This is a genomic window from Kitasatospora griseola, from assembly GCF_044999035.1.
Taxonomy (GTDB): Bacteria; Actinomycetota; Actinomycetes; order Streptomycetales; family Streptomycetaceae; genus Kitasatospora; species Kitasatospora griseola.
On sequence record NZ_CP173360.1, the window covers coordinates 1,567,255 to 1,588,312 of the forward strand.

Genomic DNA, 21,058 nt, shown 5'->3' on the forward strand with positions numbered 1-21,058 from the left:
TCAGGCCTCCCAGCCCTCCTGCGCCCCGGCCGTCAGGTCGTCTCGGGTGACCGGCCCCTCGGCCGACTTCCGCTCGACGTAGCCGATCACCTTGCGCACCTCGGCCGCGGCCGGCGGCGCACCGTCCGGTGTGCCGAGCAGCTCGCCCAGCAGGGCAAAGGTGCCCTCCGAGGTGCCGCCGCCCAGTTCGACCAGGCGGTGGGTGGCCCGGACGTGGGCGGCGCCCGCGTCGGTGCTCGCGGTGAACTCCCGGTCGTAGACGGCCCGTCCGAGCCGCACGGTGCCGAGCAGCTGCTCGTGCTCGGCGGGGGTGCGGACGGCGGACGGGTCGGCGTCCGGCGTCAGCAGCCGCTGGACCTCGTCCAGCCGCCACGCGCCGTCGGTGACCCGGAGCTCACCGGCCCGCTGCTGCTCGGTGAAGGCGAGGTACTGGTCGCCCGACACCTCCCGGCCGGTGGTCTCGGACAGCGGGATGTCGACGGCGAACGGCACGACTCCCCGTTCCCTGACCGGGTTTCGGCTCCCGTCGAAGAGCGTCACCTCCACCTCGGCATGGCCGGCGTAACGCGCCATCGGGGCCGCGAACTTGCCGTTGGAGATCACCTGGCCAGAGTCGCTGTGGCCGCCGCCGTCGCGCCACAGGTGCTGCGCGCCGCCGACGATCGCCGGGCTGTTGGTGACGTCACCGGTGATCTTGGCGCCGAGCTGGGCCTGGACGCCCGCGTTCTTCGCCGACAGGTCGTTGCGGGTGGTGCCGGAGGTGACGCCGTTGGCCGGGCTGAGCTCGACCTTGTCGTCGACCGCCCGGTGTTCGAGCGAGACGACCTTCACGCCGACCTCCACGCCCTTGCCGCCGCCGAGCGTCACCCGGTTGGACGGGAGGGTCGCCGCGACGCCCATGCCCTGGGTGGCGGTGCCGAACAGCGCCGACAGGTGGCTGTGCGAGGTGACGGTCCCGACCACGGGTTCCATCTCCTTCCAGGCCGACTTGCCGAAGTACTCCGGGCCGCGCACCCGCACCAGGTCCTGGACACCTCCGACGTCGCCGAGCCAGCGCAGCACGTCGGTGTCGCGCAGGCCGGTCTCCCAGACCCGCTCCGGCGGGACCTGGACGGTGACGGGCTCGGGCGGCCGGACCGTGCCGGTCGCCCCGGCGGCCCCGGTCGCGGGAACCGGCACGGTCTCACCGGTCTCGACCAGGGCCTCGAACCCGATCGCCGCGGTGCGCCGCTGGAACACCTGCCGGCCGAGGTGGGGCCGCCGGTCGATGGTGAACACCAGCTCCGCCTCACCGGCGTAGGCGCTGCCGGGCAGCTTGGCCTTGGTGGCGGACCCGGCCGAGGTGGCCCGGGTCTGCACGTCCGCCCGGTCGTGGCCCCGGCCGGCGGTGCCGGTCAGACCGGCCGTCACCGAGACGGCGGGCGCACCGGGCACGGGGACGGCGGTCGTCACGCCGAGCGTGCCCTGGTGGCCGGTGCCGGTGGCGTCGGTGCGCGCGAAGCTGCGCTGCACGTCGGTGCCGGCGTTGAACTCGGTGGTGCCCGCATCGCCGAGGTGCACCATCCGGTCGCGGAGCTGGGCGCCGACCCGGACGGTGGTCCGGCCGTGCCGCACCACGATCTCGTCGCCGGCCGTCATGGCCTTCAGCCGGGACTGCAGCCGGTCGGGGGTGAGTTCCGCGTCCAGCTTGCCGCGGATGCCCGCCCAGTCACGGCTGAACGGATTGCGCGTCAACTCCGGCTGCCCGGCCTGCTTCCGCTGCAGGGCGCGCAGCCCGCCGGGCTTCCAGCCCGACTCCACCTGGGCCAGCACCGACTCGCCGAGCGTCCGCCGGGGAGCCCCGCCGGTCGCCCCGGGCAGCGCGTGGATGTCGGTGACGATCGCCGAGGAGTCCAGGCGCCGTCCCTCCGCGAAGCCCTTCGGCAGCTTCTCCGTGGTCCGCTCGACCGGCCCGGACACCGGGACGGCGTCACGCGTCGGGACGGCCACCCGGGCCACCGTCTCCACATCCGCGCTGTGCACGCCGTCGGGCACGCCCAGCCGCTTGAACGCGACCTCCACGTGGTAGGGCGCCGCGACGTCGAAGAACACGGCCGGCTCGACGTGCTTGCCCCGGTTGGAGGCCGAGCCGACGGTCTCCGTCGCCCGGCCGTAGCCGCGGTCCACCCGGTACGCGTAGCCGCCGCTGACGTCCACGACCTCGGTCTTCACCTTGACCTGGCCGCCGCCGTTCAACCGGTCCCGGCTGTCCCGCAGGTTGCCGTTACCGCTGGACGTGCGGGTGCCGGACTCGAACTCGTACTTGTCCGCGGCGGAGTGGTACGTGGACTCCCCCAGCCTCGCCGTGACGGTCACCTCGGCCGACCAGGTCTTGCCGGAGACGGTCTCGGTGATCTTCCCGCCGCGGGTGAGCTGCGAGAGCTGGGCCTTGAGCGCGACCCGGTCGAAGCCGGCGCCGATCCGCTGCTTCACCTCCTCCGACGGCTCGCCGTGCTTGGTCCGCACCGCGTTCTCCACCTCCGCGCGCACCTTGTCGGCGCCGCTCAGCGTGTGCACCACGTAGGAGGCGTTCAGCTCGTGACGGTCCGCCATCCGGCTCGGCGCCCGGTGCGGGGCCGGCTCGGTGCGGGCACTGGTCGGAGCGGCGGGCGCGGCGCCCTCGGGCCGCTTGAACCCGATCACGCCGTCCTCGGTGCGCGGCGCCTGCACCTTGACAGTCTCCCGGGCGTCCAGGCCCACCTCGACGCGGACCGGCACCGAGACGTCCGGACGTCCGCCGCCCGCCTCACCGGGCCGGCCGACGTGCACGTCCACCATCAGCTCGGCCCCGTAAATCACCTGCGGGGCACTGTACTTGCCGCTGGCGTACACCCGGTCGGCCTGCCGGCCCTGCCCGCCGGCCCGCTGACGCTGCTGGCCGGAGCCGGTGACGCCGATCTCGGCGCCGGGCGTGCCCTTGGTGGCCTTGGCGACGGTGCCGCCGAGCTGGCCCTGCTCGATGACGGTCCGCGCGTCCAGGCGGCGGTTCACCCTGAACGCGCCGGTATCGTTGACGGCGTTGAGTTCGGCCTTGCCGTCCTCCCGGCGGTAGGTCATCGCCTCGACCCGGGCGACGGCCGTGACGACCTGGCCCTCCTTGCCGGGGATCCTCACCTCCAGCGGCTCGCCGCGGGTCATCCCGGTCAGCCGGGCGGCCAGGTTCGGCTGGCTGAAGCCCCGCATCACCTGGTCGCGGACGGCGTTCCAGTCGTCGCCGAACCGCTCCCGGCCCTTGACGTCCAGCGCCGCCCGCAGGTCCGAGGTGCTCTCCAGGTCGCGGACGACCACGGTCTCGCCCAGTCCGCCGCGGTCGTCGCCACCGCGCCAGACGCTGTCCGGCGGGCTGACCACCTCGTGCAGCTGCGGCTCACCGTCCGGGTGGGACACCGGAGTTGATGCCTCTGCGGCGTTCCGATCCGGGGCGGTGTCCGCGCGGTCGACCAGCAGCCGGACGTCCGCCGTGGTCGCGTCGTGCGCCGGGCCGGTGCCGTCCGTCGTGGCCGAGTCGTGGGCGACGGGCTTGCCGTTGAACGACAGCTCGAAGTGGACGGTGCCGTCGTACAGCACGCCGGGCACCTTGGACTTGCTGGTCAGCTGGGAGGTCCGGGCGTCGCCGCTGATCTCCACGTGGTCCCGACCGAGTCGCCCGGCACCGCCGCCGCCGATCAGGCCGGTGCCCGGCTTCACCCCGGCCGAGAACCCGAGCTGGCCCGCGTGGCCGCCGCTCGACGACGTGCTGCGCACCTGCTGCACGGTGGTGCCGATGTTGAACTCGGTCTCCTTGGTGGTGCCGACCTGCCTCAACTCCCCTACCCGCGCGGTGATGTCGACCGTGCCGACGGGCTTGCCGCGCCGGTCGGTGAGCGTGACGGAGACCGGCTCGCCGGCCGTCATGCTCTTCAGGTCCCGCTGGAGCCGGGCGAAGTCGACCTCGGCGAGCACCTTCTCGCGCAGCGCGGGCCAGTGACCGCCGAACTCCCGCCTGGCCGCCGCCTCCGCGTGGTCGAGCAGCCCCTCCACCGGCGGACGGTTCCGGTCCGTGCCGCGCGGCGCGAGGTCGAGCACGATCTCCTGGCCGCCGACCCGCCCGTCCCGCAGCCGCTGCGGAGGCACCCGCAGCTCGCCGCCCGATGTGACGTCGGGCCGCTCCGGAACGGCGACGGTCAGGTCGAGATCCACCCGGTCGGTGCGGTCGGCCGAACCGGTGTGCACCGGTTCGCCGTTGTGGCGCAGGTCGCCGAAGTCGAGCGTCAGCTCCATTGTCGACTTGTACACTTCGGCAGGCCCACTGGTCTTCGACCGGGCCACCATGCCACCCAGATCCAGGTTGACCTCGGCCTGGCCGCGATCGTGGTAGTACGCGACGAGCTCCGCCGGATCCCCGATGCCACGCGCCTGCCGGGCCTGGACACCTACGTTGAACTGCCACTGCGCATCACGGTTGGTCCCGGTCGCCACCGTCCGGTCGGCGCCGTTCTCGAACTCGATCTTCTCGGTGCGCAGGTGCGTCGACCCGGTGACCTGGCCGCGCAGCTTGACGCTCCCGCTCCAGCCGCTGCCCTCGAACGGCGCCGTCCACACCTCGCCCCGCGACAGCGCACCGAGCATCGGGCGCAGCGTCGCCGGACCGAAGTGCGCGTCCGCGAACGCCTGCGCCGCCGCCCGGTCCCCGGGCACGGCCCGCTCGATGACGTCGATGACCTTCTCCCGCACCGCCTTCTCGTTCCCGGTCAGCCCGACCACCAGGTCGGTGCCGGCGATCGGCTTCGGCGCGACGGTCTCCTGCGGCGTCGGCGCAGGCTCGGACGTCGGCGCAGGAGTCGGCGTGGGCGTCTCGTCCACGGGCGGCGTGACCGGGGTGCGGTCGGCAGCCGGGACGTGCTCGGCCACTGACGTGCTGTCGGCCTCGTGCGGCATCGGCGCGGACTCGGACATCGGCGCAGACTCGGACGTCGGTGCCGGGGCCGGCGTGGACGTCTCGTCCACGGGCGGCGTGACCGGCGTGCGGTCGGCAGCCGGGACCTGCTCGGCCACTGACGTGCTGTCAGTCTCCGCCACGTGCTCGCTCACGGGCACGCGGTCGGTCTCCGGCGCATGCTCGCTCACGGGCACGCGGTCGGTCTCCGGCGCATGCTCGGTCGGCGGAACGTGCTCCGTCGCCGGGACATGCTCGGTCGGCGGAACGTGCTCTGTCGCTGGGACGTGCTCCGTCACCGGGGTCCGCGACAGTGGCGGTGCGCTGCCGTCGTAGTGGTCGCCGGCGCGGTACACCGTCACCGGGCGTCCGTCCGCGGGGCCGAAGACGGCGTGGGTGTTGCCGTCGTGGTCGACCACCCGGAGCCGGAGGCCGAGCGCGTGGGCGGTGGCCGGCGGGAGCATCTCGCCGCCGGTCGACCGCCACTGGGTGTCCCAGCTCTGGACGGTGCGGAGCAGGGCAGCCTGCTCCTGCTGCGACGGCGGCGGTGCGTTGTCGGTGAGGTGCTGGCCGACGATCTCCTTCAACTCGTCGACGGGCATGCCCCGGAACGCCTCGTGGATGTCGGCGGGGAGGTAGGCCAGCAGGTCGCCCGCAGGCAGATCCGGACGACCGAGCAGGTTGCCGCGGTAGTTGGACACCACCTCGGTCGGCCAGTCCTCCGGGCGCAGCGCCCGGAAGTGGTCCGCGACCGCGGCCTGCAGTTGGTGCGGTCCCGCGAGGTCCGGCGAACCCACCGCGACCGAGCGGAGCAGGCAGTAGCCGTCCCCGGCCACCGGCACCCGCTCCCCCGGCGGCGGGAACTCCGCCTCGGGCACACGCACGGGCTCGGGCGTGCGCGCGCCCTCCTCGGGGGAGGTCGAACGCACTGGGCTCTCCTGGCCAGTCCCGGTACGGGGTTCGGTGACGGTCTCCGACCTGATCGGGGCCGGGGCCGGGGTGCGCGGGCCCAACTCGGCCGGGGCCGAGGCCGATCGGGGCCGGCTCGGCCCGCCGACCACCTGGCCGTTGCCGCCGCCGGGGATGGTCGGCGGCGGGGTGGTGGTCGTGGTCGGCCCCGGCGTGCCCGATCCGTCACCGCCGGACGAGGTCCGGTCGGTCGGCTGCGGAGCGGTCGGCTGCGGTGCGGCAGCCTTCGGGGTCTGCTCGGGGTCGGCGTGGTCGAGGGTGGCGTGCTCGGCGCCGAAGCCGTCGTCGATGTCCATCGGCTCGGACGTGTCGTGCGACGGCTCGCCGCGGGTGAACGTGCTGTAGCGCTCCATGAATTGCGGGTCGTGCGGCCCGGAGATGTTGGTCTCGTGCCGGTCGGCGACGGAGGCCCACACCGTCCACGATGGGTCGAAGCTGTACGGCATCTCGCCGGGCCGCGCGGGCACCACCCGACGGTCCGTCAGGTCGGCCCACCGCAGCACGCCGTCCCGGTCGTGGACCAGCGCGACGGCGTGTCCGGCACCGGTCGGTCCGGCGCCCAGCACGGTGGCGAAGCTGCCCTTGCCGCCGGCCTGCACCTTTGCCATCAACTCGCCCACCGCGCCCGGTCCTTCACCGAACAGCGCGGGCCCGTCGTGCCGCTTCCACAGCACGTTGCCGGGGATCGGCTCGACCGTCCCGTGCAAGGTCTGCCCCGAGACCCGGGGCCGCCCGAAGTGGGTGTCCCGGTACGCCTCGACGTTCTCCAGGCAGGCCTTCATGTCGTCGCCGGGCCGGAAGCCCTCGGCGGGCCGCACGGGCGACTGGTGCGGATTGACGTGCCCCAGCAGGGTGTTGCTCATCTGCGGGTGCAACTTGGTTCCCTCGCCGAGGTAGTTGACCAGCCGCTGGGTCAACTCATGCTGCGGGCCCACCGCCTGGTAGCCGCGGTCCTGCATCACGGCGTCGGAGTTCTCGTACGCGGGGGTGCGCTGCCGCTTGGTCGGCGGCCCGTCCGGCTCGGACTCCCGGCGCAGCGTCACCTCCTCGTCGTCCCGGCCGCGCTTGCGGTCGTTGCGGTGCTCGACCGGCGGCGTCTCGACGTCCATCGGCTCAACGTCCCGATCGACACGGTGCTCGACCGGCGGCCTCTCGACGGTGACCGGCTCGATGTCCATCGGCTCGACGTCCCGGTCGGCGACGCGCTCAACGTCCCCTCCGCGTCGGTTGGTTGACGACGACGTGTCGGCCGGCGGCTCGGCGCCCCGTTCGGCGGCGTGCTTCGCCTGCAGGGCGTCGATCTCCGCCCGCAGCGCCTCGCGGTCCACCGGCTTCGTGGGCCGCTCGTCACGGAAGCGGTGACCGGACTCGTCGATCAGGTCGATCGCCTTGTCCGGCAGGACGCGGTCCGAGATGTACCGGCCTGCCAACTGCTCGGCGGCCGACGGGCGCGGGGTGGCGCCGTGCTGCCCGGTGACCGGCGCGCCGAGGCCTTCGCCGGTCGGCGGGGGCGGCGGCGGGGCGGCCGGGCTGCCGAAACCGCGGGTGCCGGTGGCCGCGCCGTGCCCGCCGGCCGCGGGCGGCGGCGGGGGCGGCGGAGGCGGGGTGGGGCCGGTCAGGTCGAGGTCGTTCAGGCGGCGGCGCACGGCGTCCGGCCCGGGTTCGCTCTCGCTGTCGGACTCGCTGTCGTCCCGGCGGCGCTTGCGCTCGGGCCGCGCGGTGTCGGCCGTCCCGTCGTGCATCTGCACGTCCCCGTCCGGGGTGCGACCGGTGGACTGGCTCGCGTCGGCCATCACCACGTCGTGGTCGGGCGCCGGCTGCGGGACGTGGTCGGGTCGGTACAGGCCCTCCACGCCGAGCCGGTTCAGCTGGTCGTCCGTCAGCTTGGCGGTGTCGGCGCGGTTGGCGAAGTCGCCGGACGAGGAGACCGGCAGCTTGCCGGCGTGCGGGGACGGGATGCCGAGATCGTCGACGATCATCTGCGCGCTGTCACTGAGCTTCCCGGCCGTCCGCAGCTGCTCCAGGTCGTTCTGGGTCTTGGGAGCCATGATGTCGCGCAGCTCGGGCGGCACCAGGCCGTTCGCCTCCAGACCGCGGACGGCCTGCAACAGGTCGGCGGTGTGCGGCGCGTACAGCACCTCCGGCGGCAGCTGCTCGTGGGCGACCGCGGTCAGCAGGTCGGGCTCGCGGATGACGTGCGGGTCCAGGAAGTTCTGGACCCACTTGTTCACCGTCTCGTCGCCGAAGCGCAGGTTGGAGCCGCTGTTGGACAGGCTGGCGGACATCTCCTCGATCAGCGCCGGCACGTCCTCGACGTGCGCCGTCAGCGCCCGGTCGAACATGCCGGCGGGGTGGTTCTCCCCCGCGCCGGCGCGCGCGTGCACGCCGCCGTACTGCCGGGCGACCAGTTCCCGGTCGGCCGCGGCCCAGGCCACCCGGGCCGCCGCACCCTCGCCGCGCTGCGCGTTGTCCCGCATCTCCTTCGCGTGCACCTGGTCCACCCGGTCGCGCACCGTCTCGGTGGTGGCGATGTTCCGCTCCGTGGCGGCCAGGTCGGCCTCCGCCTTCTTCAGCTCCTTTCGTGCGCTCTCGACCTTCGCCGCGGCCTTCCCCGCCGCCGTCTCGTGCTTCTTCGCCTCCTGCTGCTTCTGCGTGTCGCTGGGATCGGCCGCGGCGGCCCGCGCGGACTTGTCGGCCGTTTCCCTGGCCTTGGTGTGGGCCTTCTCGGCGGCCTCGAAGGCCTTCTCGGCCTTGGCCGCCTTGGCCTGCCGGGCCGGAAGCTCCTTCCCCGCCGCCGTCACGTCCTTCTGCGCCTGGTCCGTCCCGGGCGTCGAATCCTTGCCCGGGACGGCCAGGTCGGACAGTCGCTCGGCGACCTCGTGCTTCCGTACCTCGGCCCGGTCGGCCGCGAGCTGCTCGGCGACCTCGCGGTAGCGGTTCGGAGCGATCGGGTCCGGGGTGGCCCGCAGGTCACCCGCCAGGGCGCGCAGCGCGTCCGGGCTCTTCCCCGCCCGCTCGACGTGACCGGCGAGATCCGCCAGGTCTCCGGCCAGCCGCTCCCGTTGGGCGGGCGTCGACAGCCCGCCCGGGCGGTCGGCGGCGGCGTGCAGCACGGCCGCCGCGTCGTCCAGCTTCTGCGGCCCCGTGATGCCGTTGACCAGCGCCAGGTCGTCGACCGCCTGCTGCTTGACCTTCTCGTGGACCGCGCCCATCGCGTCGCGCACCGCCCCGAGTTGCTCGGGCGTCGGGCTGTCCGGGTGCACGCCCGCCACCGCGTCGTTCAGCCTGCCGAGCTCCCGGCCGGCCGGCCCGTTCAGGCCGGACCTGCCGAGTTCACGCTCCAGGTTCTTCGCCGCCGTGTCGGCACTGCGGTGGTCGGTGATGCCCGCTGTCGCGAACGCACCCGGCAGCCGCTCGTTGCCGTACGTCGCCCGCAGATCGACGGTGCCCGGCGTGGCGGTCAGGTCGCGGCGCGTCAACTCCGCTTCGCCCGGGCCGCCTTGACGGATCCGGGCCTCGGCCTTGCGCCCGTACGAGTCGAGGACGCGGTGCCGGTCCGGCGCCATCGCGGAGACGAAGTCGCCGAACGCGTCCGACGCCGCACGGTGGCTGCTCTCGTCCAGCGCGCGCGCCTTGAACACCGCCGCCGTCACGTACTTGTGCACCATGTAGTCGGCGATCACGTGGTTGCGGTTGACCTTCGCCGCCGACAGGTCGGTGTCGCCTTCCTTCGGCTGGGTCTTCTTCGTCGAGGCCGGGTCGGGCTTGCCGTCGGCCACCCGCGCCGAGACCTTCTCGGCGTGCGGCTGATCCCGCATCACCCCGTGGTCGGAGTAGCCGAACGCCTTGCGGTAGGTCTCGTCGAACTTCTTCCACCCGGCCTTGTCGCCCGGTGCCGGCACCCCGCCTTCGTGGGTGCTGCTCACCGCCGGCGGGGCCTTCTTCTGCACCTCCGCCAGCGCGTGCGCCAGGTCCTTCTCCCGCTGCTCGCGGTCGGCCTTCAACTCCCCCTGGCGGGTCTTCAGGTCCGTGATCCGGTCCAGGTGCACCTTCTCGCCGTCACTGCCCGCGGGCGGCTTGCGCGGCACGGCCTGCGCGAGCAGCGCGTCGTTGCGCTGCTCCTCGGCCTTGATCCGCTCGATGCTGCCCGGCAGGACCCGGGTCTCGGCCTCGTGCCGCGCCCTGGCCAGCACGGCCAGCTCATTGCCGCCGACCGTGTCCTTGAGCCGCTCGTGCTCGAAGATCGCCATCCGGTCGCGCTGCTCCTGCAGGTGCGCCTTCGCGCCCTCCAGGCTCTTCTTCCGGTCGTGGAGCTCGGGCGCGTGGTTGCCGTTGTCCAACTCGCGCTGAACGTTCCGGAGTTGCTCGTCGATCCGGGTGGCCGACCGCTCCAATTGGTCGTTGTTGCGCGACAGCACGTCCACGTGCTGGCGCTTCTCGTTCCGGTACTGGCCGAACATCACGGCGGTGTCGGGGTCCAGCAACGGCTCCCGCGCGTACATCTCCAAGTCCCTGCGGACCTGCTGGAACTCGGGCGAGTCGCTGAGGAACCTGTCGAGGGTCTCGAAGGTCTTCTTGCTGTCGATCTTGTGGTCGTAGCCGGCGTCCGGCGCGGCCTGCTGCGCCTGCTGCCTACGCCCACCCTGACCACCGGGGCGCGGCGGCGGGGGCGGCAACTGCTCACCGGCCGGGGCCTTCCGCTCTGCCGCCGACGGTTGGTGCTCCGTCTCCGCGGGCTGATGCCCGGTCGCCGCAGGCTGGTGCTCGCCGGTCGGGGTGGCGGTTCCGTCCACGTGCTCCATGAACTCGCGGAAGCCCTCGTAGGTGGCGTTCTGCGCGGTGGTCTCGTTCACCGGGTTCGCGGTGCCGTCGTGGAGCGCAGACGGGTTCTCGCCGTAGAGCTTCTTCAGCAGCGGGTACAGGTCGGGCTCGTGCTGCTTCACCCACTCCGGGCCGTTGTTGCGCCGGTCACCGGTGTACGGGTCGTGGCCCTCGTTCGTTCCCAGGTAGGCGTTGGTGGCCTGGGCGAAGTACTCGTGCTCGTCCCGCGACGAGTAGTTGCCGGACGTCTTGCCGTCGGGCCACTGCACGGGGTCCTTGCCGTTCTTGGGGTCCGCAGCCTCCTCGGCGGCCTTCGTCTTCCGGTCGAAGGCGTCCGTGATCGCCTGCTTGTCGTTGGGGCTCAGCCCGTACTCGTGCACGGTGTGGCTGAACTCGTGCGTGGTGGTGGAGTATCCGTGCTCGTAGTGACCGCCCTCGCCGATCGAGGTGTGCTCACCGAGCAGGTTCTCCTCGGTGACGGCGGAGTGCTTGCCGCCCGAGCCGCGCATGTCGTCGTAGCCGCGACCGCCGCCCGCCTCGGTGTCGTTGCTGGCCCCGCGCAGCTCGTGCAGCCCCGGGACGTCGGGCATCCGGACGTCCTTCGGGACGATCACCACGTCCGCGCCGTTCTTCATCAACTGCGCAGCGGTGTCCGGGTCCTGGAGCATCCGGGCGACCTGCTCCTGCGCCTCCTGCCGGGCGGACGCGGCCTGTTCGGCCCTCGGGTCCACGTGCACGATCAGCTCGGAGGCCACCTTGGCGAAGTCCTTCGCCGGCAGCGCCGACTTCAGCGAGTCGACGAACTCCGGGTCGCGGGCCAGCCAACGCCGGTGCTCCGGCTTCAGGTTGGCGAGCTCCTGGGCGCGCTGCTCCCGCGTCATGCCCGGCATGTCCTGCCGCAGCCGATCGGCATCGGCCGGCCGGACCCGGGACACGTTCCGCTGCGTGCCGCCGAGTTGGTCGACGGCGTCCCGCACGTTCGTCGCCCGGCCCAGCCGGTCGAGCTCCGCCTGCCGTTCCTGCCGTTGACGGTCCAACAGCTGGTCGTGCGCCTGCTCCGCGGCCGGACGACCTGTCTCGGGAGTACGGCCCGCCCCGGGGCGGATCGTGCCACCGGCCGCGGCGGCCGGGTTCGGGGTGGCGGCGGCCGGCTTGGCCCCGCCCTGCTGCGGAACGGTCGCGGACGGCGCGGCGTGGGCCGCGGCCCCGGACCCGCCGTGCCCGCCGGCACCGCCGACCGGGCCGGGCGTGAACCCGCCCGCCATCGGCGCACCTGCCACCGGACTCTGCGTGGTGCTCGCGGCCGGCGAGGTCTCGCCCAGGCCGTCCGGAACGATCTGCCCGGGCACCTGCTCCGGCCCCGCCGGACGGGCCGTGGCCGGCCCGGCGGACAGTCGGGTCCCGCCGTCCAGGTGGGTGCCGCCGCCGGCCCCGGCACCGCTTAGCACGCCCGACAGGTTGGGCATCGCGGACGCGCCGCTCGGCCGCGGCTCCCGCGGATCGTTCTGCGGCGTCGGCTCGTAGGCCGCCGAAGTATCGTGCGCAGCCGCCGCGTTGACGCTCTCCTGGCGCGGGATCGACTGCTGCACCGGAGTCGGTTCCGTGGTGTGCGAGGACGCAACGCCCTCCTGCCGGGGCACCGACTCGTGCGCCGGCGGCGCGGTGTGCGCGGGCACCGACTCGTGGGCGGGCGCGACACTCTCCTGACGGGGCATCGTCTCGTGCACCTGCGCGACCGGCACCGATTCCTGCACCGGGGCGACGCTCTCCTGACGCGGCGTCGACTCGTGCACGGGCGCAGCGGCGTACGTCCGCGGGGTCTCCTGCGACTGCGGCGTCGGCACCGAGTCGTGCGCCTGCGGCGCGGTGTGCGTCGGGACGGACTCGTGCGACGGAACGGACTCGTGCGTCGGCGCGACGCTCTCCTGCCGCGGCACCCCGTCGTTGGTCTGCGGCGCAGTGTGCGTCGGCACCGACTCGTGAACCTGCGCGACGGGCTGCGGCTCGGAACGCGGCGTCACCGACTCGTGGGCGGGCGCGACACTCTCCTGACGCGGCGTCGGCTCGTGCACGGGCGAAACCGGCTGCGACTCGACCCGCGGCGCGGCGTTCTCGTGCACGGGAGCCACGGACTCCTGACGCGGCGCAGTGTGCGTCGGCACCGACTCGTGGACCTGCGCAGCAGGCTGCTGCGACTCGGTACGCGGCGCGACGTTCTCATGTGCAGGAGCGACCGACTCCTGACGCGGCCCGGACCGCGGCGTCGACTCATGCACCGGCGCAACAGGCTGCTGCGACTCGGCCCGGGGTGCCATCGACTCCTGGACGTGCGTACGCGCCTGCTCACGCGGAGCCGCAGCCGGAGCCGGAGCCGAGGCGGACTCGTGGCCCGGCGTCGGCGCGACGTTGCGCTCGGCCGACGAGGAACCGGCGGACGGGGCGTCGCCGCCGCGTCCCGCACCGAACGGGGTCAGCCCGTTCACCTTCGACGCACCCGTACCCGCGCCCGCGCCCGCGCCCGCACCAGAACTCGTCTCGTGCGACGCAGCCGCAGCCGCGCCCGCACCCGAACTCCCGCTGGACGAACCCGAGTCCGCCGCGTGCGAGGCACCGGACGCGCCGGACGCGCCGGAGCCACCGGACGGCCCGTGGTAGGCCGAGGCACCCGTGGAGGTGTCGGACTTGTTGAAGCTGGGCGTGCCACCGTGCTCGCCCGCACCGGAACCGGCGCCCGCCCCGGGCAACTTCGGCGCTTCCGCAGCCTTTGGCGTGGCGAGGTGCCCCTTGACCTTGGACGCGCCGGCGTGCAGGCCCGCGCCCGCGCCGCCGGAGAGGCCGGAGCCGAGCAGGGAGTTGCCGTCGACCTTGCCGGTGGTGATCAGCTGGGTGGAGACGTCCGCACCGACGCCGACCGCCGCGCCGGTGGCCATCTTGCCGCCGGTGGTCTTGAGTGCGGCCTCGACGCCGAGCTTCTCGCCGGCCTTGCCGATGCCCTTGCCGATCAGGTGGCCGGATGCGCCGCCGACGGCACCGCCGGCCGCGCTCATCCCCACTTCCTTCATGTCGATGCTCTTGCGGTGGCCCTCGGCGAGCTCGATGCCCTGCGCCATCAGGTTGATCGCGGCCATCTGGACGGCCTGCTTGACCGCCATCTCGATCATTTCCTTCAGCAGCAGCTTCAGGGTGGCCGCGACCGTGGCCTTGCTCGCCGCGATGAACACGGGCACTTCCAGCATCGAGGCGCCCGCAGTGAACGGCGCCTCAGCCTCGGCGGTCGCGATCTCGAAGGCCAGGATGCCGAGTTGGGCGATGATCTGGATCTTCGCCGTCTCCGCGGAGTTGGCGACCTGCTCCAGCATGTCGCCCATGCCGTTCAGCGCGTTGATCGCGCCGGGCAGGTAGCCGGGGTCCTGCTCGGTGCCCTTGCCGACCGAGTACTTCTCCCAGTACTTGCCCAACGCCTCGGCAGCGACGCCCTGTTGGCCCTCCAGGGCGCGCTTCACCGTGGCGTCGGCGCTCTGCGCGGCGTCCTTCAGGCTGTCCGCAGCCTTGCGGCAGTGGTCGGCCATGTCGCGGAGCTGGTCCTCATCGGCTTCCGGCCAACGGCAGCCCGCGAGCAGCAGGAGCACCCACTGGAGGGGCTCCGGGAGTTCGACAGCCATGGGTCAGTGCCTTCCGCTCTGGGAGATCCGCGGGGTGATCCGCATCGGGACCGGGTTGGACAGCTGCGGCGAGGCCGGCATCGGCGCGGTGCCGGGGTCCACGCCGTTCAGCTCGGTGATGACGCCCTCGTCGGCGCCCTGGTAGCCGTCGGCCATCGACTTCAGGCCGTCGGCGATGGCCTTGAGGGCGGCGGGCAGGCCCTTGATGACGTCCAGGGTGTCCTTGCTGTACTTCAGGTAGCCCTTGTCGCCCTCGGCGAACTGCTTGCCCGACTCGTCGTTGCCCCACGGGTTCTGGGACTCCAGCGCGGGCAGGTACGAGCTCAGCGCGCTGTACAGCGAGCCGACCTGTTCGGAGACGGCGAGCATCGGCGACACCGCCGCCTGGTACTGCGCGGGGTCGACCTGGAAGCCCTGGCCCGCGTTCCCGGACGCGTCCCGGTTGGTGGCAGCGGGCCGGGCACTGATCCGGTTGCCCGCCATGGCCTCCGTCCGGTGCGCGGCCGTCGGCGCGGTCGCCTGCTCGGCGGGCGCGGCGGCCGACTGCCGGTGCAACGGCTCGGCAGCGGACGCCGGTTCGCCCCGACGGAGCCCCCGGTCCACGATCCGCGGGGCCTGCCCTCCGTCGAAGGGCTCCACGGGCATGGCCGGTTCGGCCCGTTGGAACGCCTCCGGCGCGATCCGCGCCGACTCCGCCCGGTCGAACGGCTGCAAAGGCGTGACCGCCGCATCCCGCTGGAACGCCTCCGGGGCGATGCGTGCCGACCGCGCCTGCTCGAAGGGCTCCACGGGCGTGACCGCAGCATCCCGCTGGAACGCCTCCGGCGCGATCCGCGCCGACTCCGCCCGGTCGAACGGCTGCACCGGCGTTGCCGGTTCGGCCCGCTCGAACGGCCGGAGCGGGGTGGCCGCCTCGGCCTCCTGGAACGGCTCGGGGACGACCGTGCCCACCCGGAACCGGACGGGCGCCTCGGCTTCTGCTGCGGTGTACCAGGCCTGCTCGTCGTTGCTCATGGTGCTCCTTCGTCAGTTCGGTTCGACGGCGGGCGCGGTCAGTCCGCGGCGGGAGCGCCGGGCGCGGTGGCCAGGCGGGACAGCGCGGCGCGCAGGAACGGGCTGGGCACCTGGAAGCCGCCCTCCTCGCGCAGCGGGGCACGCTGCGGCTTCTCCTCCGCCGCACCGGACACCGAACCGGACACCGAACCGGACGCAGCGCCGGAGGCGGACGCGGCAGCCGGCGCCTCCGCAGTGCCGACAGAGGCCGACGCGTCCCCGTGCCCACGCCGGGCGGCCGCGCTGCGCGAGCGCTCCAGGTAGGCGTCGTCCCCGCCGGCCGCCGGCGCCCCCGCCGAAGCAGCGGACGTTTCCTGACGTGTCGTCAGATCAGTCGCCGGGCTGCCGCCCGTAGCGGTCGCATCCGCCGTCGCAGCACCGGAAGCACCGGCATCACCGCCACCCGTCCCGAGCAGGATCCCGGCCAGTTGGCTGAGTGCCTCCTGCTCGCTGGCCGGGCCGGCGGGCGCGACCTGGGCGACGGCGGGCTCGGGCGTGGCGAAGGTGCCGTCGGAGCGGGCGTCGTCCAGCCAGCGGCGGCGGGCGCGCTGCCAGTGGCGGTCACGCGGGTCGACGTCGCCGGCCCGGCCGAGGATGCCGCTGTCGTGCATCAGCTCCTCGTCCTCCTCGCCCTCGACGCCGAACCGGGTCGGGCTGAGGAAGCGGTTGCCCGCCTTGCCGTCCTTGCCCTGGCCGCCGCGGCCCGCGCCGCCCATGCCGGGCATGTGGCCGCCCGCGCCCATCGCGCTGCCACCGGCCGGCGCGCCGCGACCGGCCGCGCCGCCCGAGGCGAGCCCGCTGGAGCCGACCCGGCCGGCCCCGGACGCGCCGGACATTCCCCTGGCGGACGCCCCACCGGCCGCGCCGAGCCCGGCTCCGCCACCGGCCCGGGACGCCAGCGAGCTGCTGCCGCCCGCACCGCCGCGCATCGCCGAGCCGCCGCCACCGCCCGCGCCGCCGCGCGCCGCGGAACCACCGATGCCGCTCCCCCCGCCGCGCGCGGTCGAGCTGCCGGAGTTGCCGAACGTGCTGCCGGTGGTGCCCTTGAACGGGGTCAGGCTGCGACCGCCGGTGCTGCCTGAACTGCCGGGGTACTTACCGGGGTTGGGCACCCCAGGGAAGCCTCCGGTGAACGGGCTGCCGCCACCGCCGCCGGTCGTTCCGGGACTCGGGGTGTAGCCGGTGCCGATGGGTGTGTAGTGCCCGGCGGACGAGGGGCCGGAGCCCACGGAGCCGAGGTCCCCCATGCCGGCCAGGTTCAGCGACCCCGTGCCGGTGCCGATGCTGGGCGGCGTGAACACCGGCGCCCCGCCGCCCGAACCGACCGAGCCGCCCGAACCGAAGTTCGGCATGTTCGGGATGGGCAGCTTGAACGGCGTCAGGGCCGGACCACCGGAGCCACCGGCACCGCCGGAACTTCCCGCTCCACCGAACTGCCCTGCGCCGCCCGCCGATCCGACGCCGCCGAACCCGGCCGCGCCGCCCGCCGCGCCGGCCCCGCCGAGGTGCGAGCCGGGCGCACCGGGGGCGTCCGGCAGGCTGAACGGGGTGGGAGCCCCCGCGACGCCCGCACCGCCGACGCCGCCGTTGCCCGCCGCCCCGTCCGCACCGAGCAGCCCGTCCGGGCGCGTGCGCGCGGACATCTCGCTGCCCACGCCGGCGCCCGCCCCGCCGGCCCCGCCCGAACCGGCGGCCCCGCCCTGGCCGTTGAGGGCGCAGGTCTTCGCCATGCCGCTCATGTCGGCGATGTGGCTGGCGTTCTTCCGCAGCAGGCCGTCGACGTGGGTGCCGACCTGGCCCACGTACTGGTGGTAGACGGCAGCGGCCTGCTTGATGCCCTCGGAGTTGGCGATGTCGTCGTGCTTGCCCGCCGGGTTCTGCTCCATGTACGTCTTGGCGTACTGGAGTTCACGGACCATCTCGTTCTTGGTGTCGATCACCGCGCCCTGCGCCCCGTGCAGCGAGGTGGCGACCGCCTGCCCGGACTGCAGGGTGGTCGCGACGTGCGACTCGCCGCCGCCGGCGAACTTCTGCAGGTACTGCTGGAAGCTGTCGGCGGCGGGGCCGGACATGCTGGACATGGCCCGCTGGGCGGCCTCGGTGATCGCCCGCACATGGGTGTCGGCGACCTGGTTCCACTTGTCCCAGGCGGCGGCGAGCTCGCCGAGGAGTTCCTCGTTGGCGTCCGGGAAGGCGATGTCCTTCCCGTTCTCGTTCTTCTGGACGGTCTTCAGGACTTCGGCGAGATCGGCAGGCAGCGTGATCATGGCAGGGAGGCTCTCCGGGAGGACGATCGTGGTCGGAGCGGGGACGGCGAGCGTCCCCGATGGCGATGGACGACTGCTGAACAAGCACCCCCGGGCGGCGATTCGCCCGGGGGTGTTCGTCAGATGACCTGTCGCGTGCCGGGGCCGCCGCCGCCGCGGATCGGGTCCGGGATGTCCTTGTGGTGGTTGTAGTCGAGCGTGGGCGCGTCGGGGCCGTGGTAGCCGTCGCCCGCGCCGGTGTCGCCGATCGGGGCGACCGGAGCCGGCGGGGGCGGGGTCGGCACCGGGTCGGCGGCCGGTACCCGGGGCGCGCTCGGCAGCGAGGCGGGCACCGCGTCGACGACGCCGGACAGGCGCGGAGCGGCCGGCAGGTCGCCGTTGGTGGCGATCCGGCCGATCTCGGTGCTGTGGAGTTCGTCGTTGGCCCGGTGCCGGGAGGCCATGGCTTGGAGGTTCTGCCCCACCGCGGTGGCGTTCTTCATCAACTCGCGGATTCCCTGCAGGGCTTGTTGCTGGTGCTTGCTCAGGCCGCCGACCGACGACCCGCCGCCCTTGAGGGCCTTTCCGACCAGGTCGGTGCCGTACACCGAGTCCTCGACCTGCTTGACCACGGCCTCCAAGTGGTTGGCCGGGCCTTCCAGTTCATGCAGCAGATCCATGATCTTCTTGGCTGCCGCCTCGACCTCGTCCAGGTCGACCCACACCGTCTCGTCCGCCATTTTCCACCCCTCCAGCTCACCGCCCCCGGGTAGCGGGACAGCACCGGACCTGCCCCACCGGGGCCGGGCACGCCGCAGCGCCCGCACCGGATCCAGGGCAGGCCGAAGGCACCTTGGGCTGCCGCACCCGCTCAATTGTCAGGCAACTTTACTTGCTGTCCGAGGGTGTACGGCCAAGCGCCTCCGCCGAGGTGACGGGACGTCACCTCGTATTGAGCTTCGCAGAGCGACAGACCGGGACATCAGTCCCGAAGGTATGCAGTTGGTAAATTCGCGGTGTGAATCACCTGACCTGTGACTACAGGGGCGCTCCGTTCGAGGGGAGTCGTGAATGTCCGGTGAGGGTTGGGAAATTTTGGATGAAAAGCGGAAGCGGCCGGACCTCTTGGTGCCGAGGCCCGGCCGCCGTGGACGGTGACATCCACCCCCCACCGGTGGTCACCGTCCGGCTTGGCGCTCCTGGTACTCGGCGATCACCGCGTCGATCGGGATCGACGGCCAGGTGCTGAGCTCGCCCGTTCCCCGGTCCACCACACCGGTGGAGTCCCCGAGGTCCGCCGGCGGCCGGACCTGGCCGGTCACCGGGTCGACCTCCAGCGGCGCGGGCGCGGCCCACACCACCCAGCCGAGGTCGAACTCCCGGAACCTGACCTCACGTCCGGCCCCCTCCGGGGCGCCTTCGTTCAGCCACGCCTGTGCCTTCGCGAGGGCCTGCTCTTGGGTGATCACGCTGTTCCTCCTGTGGTGCGATGTGCGGTGCCGAGCGCGGCAAGTGCTGCGACGGTCGCGGTGAGTTCGGTCGAATCGGGCATCGGCTCCCCGGCCGGGCCGCGGTGCCGAAGCGTCAACTGCCGGCTACGGTCGGCGCGGGCGACGACCAGGACATCCCAGTCGTGGTCGTCCGCACTGGGCGGAGCGGCCAGCCGGACCGTCACCCGGACCGGTCGCGTCCCGGGCCGCAGGAACGTCCGGTCCACGATCTCGGCGATCTGCCCCTCCGGGTCCGCCGGGTCGAGGTCGAACTCCCGGTAGAGGATGGGCAGTTCCGCGCCTTCGCCCTCGACGGTCAGGGTCAGGCGCCCGAGCGCCGGCACCCCGTGCCGGCGCAGCGGGCGGGTCGCCTCGGCGGCCAACGCCATTCCGGCGGCCAGCAGTTCACTGGCCGGACCGTTGTCGACCCACCCGTCCTGGTGGACGGTGCGCGGCAGCGGAGCGGGCTCCGACCAGCGGCCGTCGGCCCCGACCCGGGCCGGGGCGTACCCTTCGACCAGCCGGGCGAGCCCTTCCTCGGGCGTGCCGCCGAGGTACCACCAGTCGCTCCGGCCCTGCCGGAACAGTCGGCCCTGCGCGTCGACGGCGAGCACACCGTCGCCGGTCCGCCCGACCGGGAACACCGAGGTGCCCAGCCGCCGGGCGAGCCCGGCGGCCACCGTTCGGCTGCCGCGTGCCGCCGCCGGGTCGATCACCGCGCCGTGCGCCGCGACCTCCACCCCCGGGCCGGCCGGTGGCAGCGTCAGGTCGCCGTACTGCTCCAGGAATCGCTGCGCCGCCTCGGACAGTTCCACGAGTCCGTCCTCGTCGACGACCGAGAGGATCGCCGTCAGCAGCCGCTGTTCCGCATCGGCATCGGGTCGGCGGCCCGCGATCCAGCCGGCCTCGACCAGGGCCTCGTGCAGGGCTGTGGTGAAACGGACGTTTGTCATCGCTGCCCCACCTCGACCACCTCGACGCCAAGCTCTGCCAGCAGCGCCGCGCAGGACCGGCAGGGCGCGACCGGCCGGCCGTGCTCCGCGCTGTCGTCCGGCCGGACCGCGATGCTGCTGATCCAGCTCTCCGCGAAGTGCGGACGGGCCTCGTCCAGCGTGATCTCCGCACCGTCGCCGCGCTGCTCGTCCAGGCGGTGCAGCACGTCGGAGATCAGACCGGTCTCCGCACACCGGGCGGCGAACGGCTCGCGCTGGTAGGGCGGCAGCCCGTCCAGGAACTCCCGCACCGCCGGGTGCAGTTCCGGGTCCCCCTCGCCGAGCGCGTTGGACTGGGTGAAGACCGTCCGGTCGACGAGCAGCGTGGACACCGTGTGCGGCACCTCGGCCTCGGCCTCGCCGACCGGCCGGAAGCGGTCCAGCACCTCGTACGGGTTGACGCCGAGGAACTCGACCCCGTCCGTGTCCAGGTGGAAGAAGCTGCCGCCGGCCGAGACCACCAGCCGCCCCGGCCCGTCCACCTCGGCCCCGACCGGAACGACCTCCTCGCCCAACCCCGCAGCCAGCTCCGCCAGTTGCGCGGCCTGCTCCGGTCCGGCCGGCCCGGCCGGCACCGTCCGCAGCGCACCACCGGACGCCGTCGGCAGCGTCAGATCACCGAACCGCCCGAGGAAGGACAGCGCCGCCCGCACGGCCGCCGAGTCCTCCCCGGCCGCACCGCTCATCCAGTCGGCGAGCAACTCACGGGCGTGCTCGCCGATGTCACGCGAGGGCGACCAGCCGCAGCCGGCCAGCCACGACATCGTCCCGTCAGGGTCGCGGGGTTGAGGCATGAGCGTTCTGCACTCTCTTTTCGGACGGCCACCGGGCCGCAGTCTCGACAATCGGCACTACCCGGCATTTGACGCAT

The 21,058-nt window shown here is 73.5% G+C and carries 7 protein-coding genes; all 7 read right to left on the minus strand.

What is annotated here, in order from left to right:
* The 7 genes from ACI1MP_RS07450 to ACI1MP_RS07480 all read right to left on the minus strand — a co-directional run bounded on the left by ACI1MP_RS07450 (position 1) and on the right by ACI1MP_RS07480 (position 20,951).
* Positions 1-14,406, minus strand: a complete 14,406-nt coding sequence (locus ACI1MP_RS07450; protein ID WP_404870885.1) for a hypothetical protein — start codon at positions 14,404-14,406, stop codon at positions 1-3.
* Between the two features lie 3 nt (positions 14,407-14,409).
* A complete protein-coding gene (locus ACI1MP_RS07455; RefSeq protein WP_404868098.1) occupies positions 14,410-15,420 on the minus strand; it encodes a hypothetical protein in 1,011 nt (336 codons plus the stop codon).
* Between the two features lie 38 nt (positions 15,421-15,458).
* On the minus strand, positions 15,459-17,726 hold the full coding sequence (locus ACI1MP_RS07460; RefSeq protein ID WP_404868099.1) for a hypothetical protein: 2,268 nt from the start codon (positions 17,724-17,726) through the stop codon (positions 15,459-15,461).
* A gap of 119 nt (positions 17,727-17,845) precedes the next feature.
* Positions 17,846-18,445, minus strand: coding sequence for a hypothetical protein (locus ACI1MP_RS07465; RefSeq protein ID WP_380333134.1), 600 nt, complete (start codon positions 18,443-18,445; stop codon positions 17,846-17,848).
* A 438-nt stretch (positions 18,446-18,883) separates the two neighbouring features.
* A complete protein-coding gene (locus ACI1MP_RS07470) occupies positions 18,884-19,174 on the minus strand; it encodes a hypothetical protein (protein ID WP_380333135.1) in 291 nt (96 codons plus the stop codon).
* The gene (locus ACI1MP_RS07475; protein WP_404868100.1) at positions 19,171-20,148 is read right to left on the minus strand and encodes an SUKH-3 domain-containing protein; all 978 of its coding nucleotides are present in this window, start codon (positions 20,146-20,148) and stop codon (positions 19,171-19,173) included. The genes ACI1MP_RS07470 and ACI1MP_RS07475 overlap by 4 nt, the downstream gene beginning before the upstream one ends.
* Positions 20,145-20,951, minus strand: coding sequence for a YwqJ-related putative deaminase (locus ACI1MP_RS07480; RefSeq protein ID WP_404868101.1), 807 nt, complete (start codon positions 20,949-20,951; stop codon positions 20,145-20,147). The genes ACI1MP_RS07475 and ACI1MP_RS07480 overlap by 4 nt, the downstream gene beginning before the upstream one ends.
* Positions 20,952-21,058: the final 107 nt, after the last annotated feature.

Coding starts and splice junctions, on each gene's coding strand:
- ACI1MP_RS07450 (WP_404870885.1), bottom strand. CDS start 14,406: ATGGCTGTCGAACTCCCGGAGCCCCTCCAGTGGGTGCTCCTGCTGCTC.
- ACI1MP_RS07455 (WP_404868098.1), bottom strand. CDS start 15,420: ATGAGCAACGACGAGCAGGCCTGGTACACCGCAGCAGAAGCCGAGGCG.
- ACI1MP_RS07460 (WP_404868099.1), bottom strand. CDS start 17,726: ATGATCACGCTGCCTGCCGATCTCGCCGAAGTCCTGAAGACCGTCCAG.
- ACI1MP_RS07465 (WP_380333134.1), bottom strand. CDS start 18,445: ATGGCGGACGAGACGGTGTGGGTCGACCTGGACGAGGTCGAGGCGGCA.
- ACI1MP_RS07475 (WP_404868100.1), bottom strand. CDS start 20,148: ATGACAAACGTCCGTTTCACCACAGCCCTGCACGAGGCCCTGGTCGAG.
- ACI1MP_RS07480 (WP_404868101.1), bottom strand. CDS start 20,951: ATGTCGTGGCTGGCCGGCTGCGGCTGGTCGCCCTCGCGTGACATCGGC.